The following is a 9303-nucleotide window of genomic DNA, read 5'->3' as shown; positions in this document are numbered from 1 at the left end:
CCAACAACTGGCACTCCCACACCAACGCCAACAACTGGCACTCCCACACCAACGCCAACAACTGGCACTCCCACACCAACGCCAACAACTGGCACTCCCACACCAACGCCAACAACTGGCACTCCCACACCAACGCCAACAACTGGCACTCCCACACCAACGCCAACAACTGGCACTCCCACACCAACGCCAACAACTGGCACTCCCACACCGACGCCAACACCGCCGACACCAACACCAACACCATCAGTTACCGCAGACACACAGAAGACTTGGTGCGGTTTAGAAGCTGGATTGGATAAACTTGAGAACATCCTTGACAATCAGCTACAAGTAATTAAACTACCAATCGTCGGCCCCCTCAAGAACGTAGCCCCAAATTTTATTGACAACTTCAAAAATCAGCTAGTTGATGCTGTTAAAAACGGAGTCAATCAAACAACAGATCAGTTAGAAACAACGATCCGCAATGTACTTGGCTCGGAGTTCAATGTTAAAGTCGAGAAAAATTCCACTCTAGATGAAAACACTTTACTAATTAACATTGGCAAACAATATCAAATTGCCGCTGCTAACATCTCCCAAGATTTAGGAGTTCCAGGATTAGGTTTCAGTACAGATGGGAAAGGGAAATCAACAGCAAATTTTGACTTGTCAATAGCTGTCGGTGTGAATAAAGAGTTTGGTTGTTTTATAGATACCAACAAAACTAAGTTGACAGCTAACTTTGACGCGGGAATAGATGACAATTTTAAGGCGCAAGGCAATTTAGGCGTTTTACAAATAGACCTGAATAATCAGGCTCAAAATTCCACTAAAGCCGAAGCAAAATTTGCCGTTAATTTGAAAGATTTAGATAACTTGGGAGGTGCAAATGATGGCGATCGTTTAACACTCTCAGAACTTGGTGGCAACTATCAGTTGTCAGATTTATTCAATTCTACCTTAACTGCTAACGCTAATCTCGGTCTCCAAGCTAAAACCAGCATTAAGGACAATCCTGCTTTTCCTTCCTTCGGTTTCGACTTGGGTGTTAATTGGCAGGCTATTAATTATACCAACGGTCAATTAACTGCACCGCAAAAGCCAACAGTTAACATCGATAACGTATCTTTTAACTGGGGGCAAACATTACAAGGGTTGGAAAGGAGTTTAACTCAGCTTCAAGACAGTCTAAATCAAAAACTACTGGAAGTTAAACTGCCAATTTTAGGGGAATTAAAAGACGTAATTCCCGCCGATTCTAATGCTTTAAATTTCCTTAACACAGTCAAGGATAGTACAATAGATGAGTTGAAGTTAGTCAGCTCTCGCAGTCTCCAATCTACCCTAACTTCTCTTATCCAAGACTCGCTAGATGGCAATTTCAATTCAGAAGCATTAGGTGCCAAATTAACTTCTCAATTTAGCCAGAATTTTTCTCAAGAAGTTGCCAGGAATCTGCAACAAGCCTTAAAAAAATATTTTCCATCCAAAAAACTCTTTGGTTTTTTAGATTTGCCTAGTTTGAGCGTACTTGGCAAAGGTACTCCAGATGACATTAATCTGCAAATTTCCCTAGACCGAAACTATCAATTTCCAGATGTTAACCTTTCTGGAGACTTAGGACTTCCAGCATTAGGTTTGGACGTAAATGGCAAAGCACAATCCAAATTTGACGGTAACTTATCATTAGGATTTGGCGTCAATAAAGATTTTGGTTTCTATGTTGACACCAACCAAACCAAACTGGACGCAAATGTAGAAGCTGGTCTAGATAATAATTTCAATGCCAAAGGTCAATTAGGATTTTTCCAAGTAGACCTTGCCAACGATAAGAACAATCCTACCAAAGCTGAAGCAAAATTTGCCGTCAAATTAAAAGATTTAGATAATTTGGGAGGTGCCAATGATGGCGATCGCCTAACCTTCCCAGAACTGACTAGCAACTATCAGTTGTCAGACTTATTGAACGCTACCTTAAATAGTAGCGCTAATCTTGGTTTAAAAGCTAAAACTAGCATTAACGGGAATGCAGCTATCCCCTCCTACAACTTCGACTTAGCAGTCAATTGGCCGATCGTCAATTACGCTAACGGTGAATTAACCGGGCCGCAAAAACCCAAGGTTGAGTTTAAGAATATGCAGCTCGACTTGGGAAGCTTTATCACGGGTTTTGCTAAACCTGTTATCACCAAAGTCAATGATGTTGTTAAGCCCGCTCTTCCTGTAATCAATGCACTGGAGAAGGATATTAAACTGCTGTCTGAATTCAGTGCTATCAGGAATTTCTTCGACCAAGACGACGATGGCAAGGTGACGCTGATCGAAGTGGGTGCCACTATCGCAAAGAAAAAGATCGATACTCGATTCCTAAATGCCCTTCAGGACATCGGCAAAGCAAGTGATTTGCTCAATAGTCTTTCATCCCAAGAGGGCAACATTGCTATAGATTTAGGTGACTACGCGATCAATTTCGATGCCACAAATCCCAAGGCTGATAGCAAAACCGCTAAGACAACTAAAACCAAAACTGCGGAATCTCCCACTGACCAAGCTAAATCGAAGTCAAAGGGCAAGACTCAAGAGTTTCTTTCCCTCTTCCAAAAGATGGATGGGCTGAGTTTTCCTATCTTGAGCGATCCTCAAACTGCCATAGATTTATTAATGGGTAAACCGGATGTCACCCTGTTCGCCTATCAAGTGCCAAAACTAGACTTTAACTTCAAGATTAGTAAAGAGTTTCCTATCTACTCCATTCCTGTTGTAGATGTAGGTGTCAACGGCAAGTTAGAGGGAGGGTTTGAAGCTAAAGCTAACTTTGCGTTCGGCTTTGATACTTCTGGACTTTCTCAATGGAAACAATCTGGCTTTAATGCCTCAGATGCCTATAAAGTTCTTGATGGCTTCTACGTGAGCGATCGCCAAAATGCGAATGGTACGGGGCTGGATGTAAATGAACTCAAGCTCAAGGGTAGTATTAAGGCTAGCGGTGGGGTTAATGCTTTGGTAGCTAAAGCTTATCTCACGGGGGGGATTGAGGCGAATGCTAAGTTAGACTTGCTCGACGTGGGCGAAGACCAAAGCAAGGGCACCAGCGGTGACGGCAAAATTCACGCCTCAGAAATTACTTCCCGCATCAGTAATCCTCTGAGCCTGTTTGAAGTCAATGGTGACGTTAAAGCAGCGCTAGATTTTCAGGCTGATTATCGCTCGGTCAAATGGAGCTGGAAGGGCCCTAGATTTACATGGAATACAGCTTACGAGAAGCGACTCGGCGAGAAGACACTAGCTGACTTCCGATTGGGAACTGGTTCGACGCGCAAGAGTCGTGCCATTGACGGTTACATCACTGGCGGAAAAGTCTTCTTCGATGGCAACTTCAATGGCCTGCAAGATGATAACGAACCCTTCGCCTTTACTAACCCTGATGGCAGCTTCGACCTCACAGTAGAACTAGAAAAATTCGACAACAATAAAGATGGCAAGATCGACTATACCGAAGGCAAAATTGTCATCACCGATGGGATAGATATCTCGACCTATTTGCCCCTAGACATACAGTTGTCTTCTACTCCAGAGTCAGAGGTGGTGACACCTTTAACTACCGTCATCGCTGAGTTAGCCCAGCAGGGCACCAACCCTGAAACTGCTGAAACTCAAGTGAAATCGGCGCTGGGGCTGCCGACTGATGTCGATCTGGGCAGCTACGATCCTTTGGAGGCGATCGCCAATAACGATCCCAAGGGTGTGGCGGTTTATGCAGCACACGCGAGCGTGCAAAATACCATTGTCTCGATCACAAATTTAATTAGCGGTGTTTCAAATACCGCGAAAAATGAGATTGCCGATCGCGTAATTTCCGCCGTTGCCAATCAAATTAAATCTGGGACTCTAGACTTAAGCAATTCCACACAATTGCAGGCGATTATTGAGTCCGCGACAAGTCAACTGCAAGTACCGCAAGTATCTACTATTGCTTCGGATGCTGCGAAAATTATTGCAGAGGGAAATCAGCGAATTGGTGCGATCGCACAGAGCAATTCCTCGCCCTCAGATGCCGCAACAGAAATCGCCCGCATCCAAAAAGTCGCACAAGGAGAAGTAGCCCAAGATTTACTGCAAGTCGCAGCCGGAAATAAGACGATTCAGTCGGCGATTTCCGAAAATACTGGTGCATCTCTAAATACCAAAATTCAGTCGGCGACAGCTAACAATCCCACAGTCCGCAATACCTTAAATACTGATGGTTCTAGTACACCGTCTACCTCCGAAGAACCTTTCCCCAGCAGCGGTATAGAATTCGTCAAAGATGGGACAAATACCGCCGAAAGTACAGATGGCGACGATACCCTCATGGGCAGCGCTAGCGATGATATATTGCGCGGTAAAAAAGGAAATGACTTGTTGTTTAGCCTTGATGGCAACGATTGGATGAATGGCAATCAGGGGAACGACTTAACAGATGGTGGAATTGGTGACGATACCCTTTATGGGGGTAAGGGCTTTGATACTTTGACAGGAGGCGCCGGCAATGACTTCCTTTCGGGCAATCGAGGTGAAGATATCCTAATTGGTGAAAAGGGTGACGATACCCTCTACGGCGGTCAAGGCAATGATATTCTGGTAGGAGGTGAGGGTAACGATTTCCTCAGTGGCGATTTGGGCGATGATACCTTAGTAGGGGATGTAGGGAGCGATCGCTTCTTATTATCTACCAATTCTGGTATTGACACCATCGATGACTTTGAAGTCGGTCAAGACTTGTTAGTATTAGGTAAGGGGCTGACTTTCTCGCAATTGGCAATTAGTCAAGATAGCAGCTCAACCTTAATCCGGTTTGCACAAACAGGGGAGATTTTAGCTTCTCTCACCGGAGTTTCTGCTACCAGTATTAGTGCCGTTAATTTCGGATTGCTTTAAGAAAGATGTGGGTTCAACCACTTATTCTATCGGAGTTTGAAGTAAGTACGTCAAGCCAAGCTATCCCGTAGGGAATCGCCCCTAAAGATGGTAACGAATAAGTTTTAGGGGCGCGTTTTACCAAAAATAATTGCCTACAACCAATTATCTCGTAAACCCGCCCCCACCCTTGCCCGAAAGCCCGCCAGGGCTTGAAACGAACGGCCCAACCCGATCGCAGATATGTATCAAAAATCCCGCTCTTAATATTTCAGTCTAATGATACTTGCTATTAAACAGTTTTTGTGTTGTGTAACCCACCTCGCCCTGGCTCATCCGTAATATTACTTAATAAAAATTCCCAACTTTATCAAAACTTTAATTAAATAGGGGTTTATAAAGAAAAATTTATATAGATATTCTAAAAAAACAGTTATGGTTACTACAACCTTGAGAAATAGTTTCGGACGCCAGTCACGAAATAGGGGAATTGTTGTATTTTTTTGAAACCCAAGTCAGGTGCAGTATGCCAAATTTACATATTCCAGTTTCAGTAAGCTCGATCGCCTTTATTGATACTCAAGTAGAAAATTATCAAAGTTTAGTGGCTGGGGTAAAACCGGGTACGGAAGTAGTCGTTTTGGATGGGAACCGGGATGCGATCGACCAAATTACTGAAATTTTAGCTCTTCGTACTAATATTGACAGCATTCACATCATTTCTCACGGTGCTCCGGGTAGGTTGCAATTGGGTAATGGCTGCTTGAGTGCAGACAATCTGGAAGCTTATTCCGAGAAATTGCAAGAGTGGCGGAGTGCTTTAACTCTGGGTGCCGACATTCTGATTTATGGTTGCAATGTGGCATTAAGTGCGATCGGCTTCATCCAGCGCATAGCCCAACTCACAAATACAAACGTTGCAGCTTCCAAAAACCTCACCGGAAGCGCGGCAAAAGGCGGCGACTGGGAACTGGAAGTGAGAACCGGGACAATAGAAACACCGCTAGTATTTGAAGCCGAAGTGTTAGCAGGTTACGAGTATGTTTTGAATTTTGGTACTGCGGCTAATTTTGGCGCGGGGAATCAACCGCAATTCGTCGGCGTCGGAGACTTCAACGGCGACACCAAGCCTGACTTAGCCGTGCCGAATCGTGTCGCTAACGTTTCTATCCTATTAGGGACAGGTACAGGCAGCTTTAGTGCTCCCACTAATTTTCCTGTGGGAACATATGCCTTTGCTGTGACGGTGGCAGACTTTAATGGAGACACCAAGCTTGACCTAGCCGTTGCCAACTGGGGGAGTAATAACGTCTCAATTCTGTTAGGAACAGGGACAGGCAGTTTTGGTACAGCTACCAACTTTAACGTCGGGTCGAGTCCTTGGTCAGTTACGTCCGGCGACTTCAATGGAGATGGCAAGATTGACCTAGCCACAGCCAACATTGACTCAAACGATGTCTCTATTCTATTAGGGACAGGTACAGGCAGCTTTGGCCTTGCCACGAACTTTATTGTCGGGACAAAACCCCAGTCTGTATCTGTAGGCGACTTTAACAAAGACGGCAAACTTGACCTAGCTACGGCGAACTTTACCTCAAATAATGTCTCGATTCTATTGGGGACAGGCACGGGCAGCTTTGGCACTGCCACTAATTTTAGTGTGGGGACAAACCCCTATTCTGTTGCTGTGCAAGATTTTAATGGGGATGCCAACCCTGACATAGCCACAGCCAACGAAGGCTCTAATGATGTATCCGTACTGTTAGGAAATGGCACAGGTAGCTTTGGGGCTACCACTAACTTTGCTGTGGGGACAGGGCCTCGTTCCGTTACTGTAGGTGACTTTAACGCAGACGGCAAAATTGACTTAGCAACGGCCAACGGTGTTGGCAACTCGACCCCTATTGCTAATAATCTCTCGGTTCTGTTGGGGACAGGCACAGGTACTTTTAGCCCTGCCGCCAACTATAGCTTGGGGTCAAATCCCTGGACTGTCACCGCTGCCGACTTGAATGGGGATGGGAATCCTGACCTAGCCACGTCGAACTATTGGACTAACAACGTTTCGGTGCTGCTAAATACAATCAGTACAGTTAATTTCGGGGCTGCAACTTACAGCGCCACAGAAGGAACCGCAGACACGGTAGTTAATATTCCCGTCACTCTCAGCGGCACTCCTGACGCTGCTTTAACAGTACCAATTGTCATCGACCCCAGCAGCACAGCCACCCCTAATTCTGACTACACCATTTCCCCTACCTCGATTACATTCCCCGCAGGTGCAACAGGTGCCTCACTCACCCAGAATGTTGCAGTCACGATCAAACCCGACAATATCCCTGAAAACGCCGAAACAGCAATCCTCAACTTGGGCACAATCACCGGTGGCGTTGCCGGTACAACCAAACAAACAACATTAACTATTGCAGCCAACGGTACAGTTTCTTACGCTATCGCCACCGATATTGCCAGCATTCCCGAAGGTAATAGCGGCACAACTCCCCTAACTTTTACAGTGACTCGCAGCGGCGGCACAGATGTAGCAAGTAGCGTAAATTATGCAATTGGAGGAACTGCTACAAACGTCAGCGATTACAACACCATCGGCGGCACTTCTGGGGCAACAGGTATTAGTGGCACAATCAACTTTGCAGCGGCGGAAACATCGAAAACTATCACTTTAAATGTGTTAGGCGACGGATTAGTTGAACCTGACGAAACAGTTGCGGTTACGCTGTCGAATCCTGTTGCACCGGGGCCGACACCTACCTTTACTACTGCAACTGCTACAACTACCATCACAAATGATGACACTGCCGGTTTCACCATTGCACCTACGAACATCACTGCTACAGAAGGCGGCGCAACTGGCAGTTACAAAGTCAAGCTAACTTCGCAACCGACGGCACCGGTTAACATTAGCTTTAATACTGGCAATGCAATTAGCCCGATCGCCACACCGATTACTTTTGACAGCACTAACTGGAATGTGGATCAAACTGTCACTGTCACTGCGCTCGACGACAATGTAGCACAAGGAACCCACAGCGGCACGATCGCTCACACAGTTACCAGTACCGATGCCAGTTATAACGCCAAACCGATTCCCAATGTGACGGCATCGATTACTGATAACGATAGTCCCGGTGTTTCCATCGTGCAATCGGCAGGCAGTACAAATATTGCTGAAGGCGGTGCAACGGCAACCTACGGAGTGGTTTTGACTACCGCACCTGCTGCCAACGTTACGATTAATTTTGACACGGGTACTCAAATTAGTGCGATCGCACCTCTGACTTTCACCCCCAGTAATTGGAATGTTGCTCAAAATGTGACTGTTAGTGCGATCGATGACAGCATAGCCCAAGGAACCCGCAGCGGCACGATTACTCACACTTCTGCCAGCAGCGATACTTTGTATAATGGGCTGACGATTTCTCCTGTGACTGCCACGATTGCTGACAACGATACCGCAGGCGTGAGTATTACACCTACGAGTACAACTGCTACCGAAGGTGGTGCGAATGGCACGTACAGCGTTAAGTTAAAATCCCAGCCGATCGCCCCTGTTACCATTAACTTTAATGCCGGAAGTGAAATAAATGCGATCGCGCCTGTTACCTTTGACAGCACGAATTGGAATGTTGCCAAAACAGTCACAGTCACCGCTACCGATGACAGCATAGCCCAAGGAACCCACAGCGGCACGATTACTCACACTTCTGTCAGTACCGATACCAAGTATAATGCGCTGACACTTTCTCCTGTGACTGCCACGATTGCTGACAACGATACCGCAGGTGTGAGTATTACACCTACGAGTACAACTGCTACTGAAGGCGGTGCTACTGGGACGTACAGCCTCAAACTAACTTCTGTGCCCACGGCGCCAGTGACGATTAGTTTCGCCAATGGCAGTGAAATTAATGCGATCGCCCCTGTTACTTTTGACTCTACTAACTGGAATGTCGCGAAACCAGTGACTGTAACGGCGAAAGACGATGCGGTTGTTGAAGGAAATCATACAGGCAGTATTTCTCATACGGCTGTGAGTGCTGATAGTAAGTATAGTGCGATCTCGATTCCGGGCGTGACAGTGGCGATTACTGATAACGATGTAGCACCGCCGACACCGACGCCGACACCGACGCCAACTCCGACACCTCCGACAACTGGTACTCCAACACCAACGCCACCGACAACTGGTACTCCAACTCCGACACCTCCGACAACTGGTACTCCAACACCAACGCCACCGACAACTGGTACTCCAACACCAACGCCACCGACAACTGGTACTCCAACACCAACGCCACCGACAACTGGTACTCCAACACCAACGCCACCGACAACTGGTACTCCAACACCAACGCCACCGACAACTGGTACTCCAACACCAACGCCACCGACAACTGGTACTCC

General features: G+C 46.4%; 3 protein-coding genes. 2 read left to right on the top strand and 1 reads right to left on the bottom strand.

The window, feature by feature from the left end; translation table 11 throughout:
* On the bottom strand, window positions 1-263 hold a 263-nt coding region (locus tag QUA40_RS26125; RefSeq protein WP_333131274.1), incomplete at its 3' end, for a hypothetical protein.
* A 31-nt stretch (window positions 264-294) separates the two neighbouring features.
* Between QUA40_RS26125 and QUA40_RS26120 the strand changes: the two genes are divergently transcribed.
* Together QUA40_RS26120 and QUA40_RS26115 are read left to right on the top strand one after the other, a co-directional pair.
* Window positions 295-4902: a calcium-binding protein gene (locus tag QUA40_RS26120; RefSeq protein ID WP_333131271.1), complete on the top strand. Its 4608-nt coding sequence runs from the start codon at window positions 295-297 to the stop codon at window positions 4900-4902.
* 505 nt (window positions 4903-5407) lie between these two features.
* Window positions 5408-9303, top strand: a 3896-nt coding sequence (locus tag QUA40_RS26115; RefSeq protein WP_333131269.1) for a DUF4347 domain-containing protein, incomplete at its 3' end; no start/stop codon positions are given.

This window comes from Microcoleus sp. Pol11C3 (genome assembly GCF_036701485.1).
Taxonomy (GTDB): Bacteria; Cyanobacteriota; Cyanobacteriia; order Cyanobacteriales; family Microcoleaceae; genus Microcoleus.
Note: the sequence above shows the minus strand (reverse complement) of the source record. Positions and strands in the feature narration are given on the sequence as shown.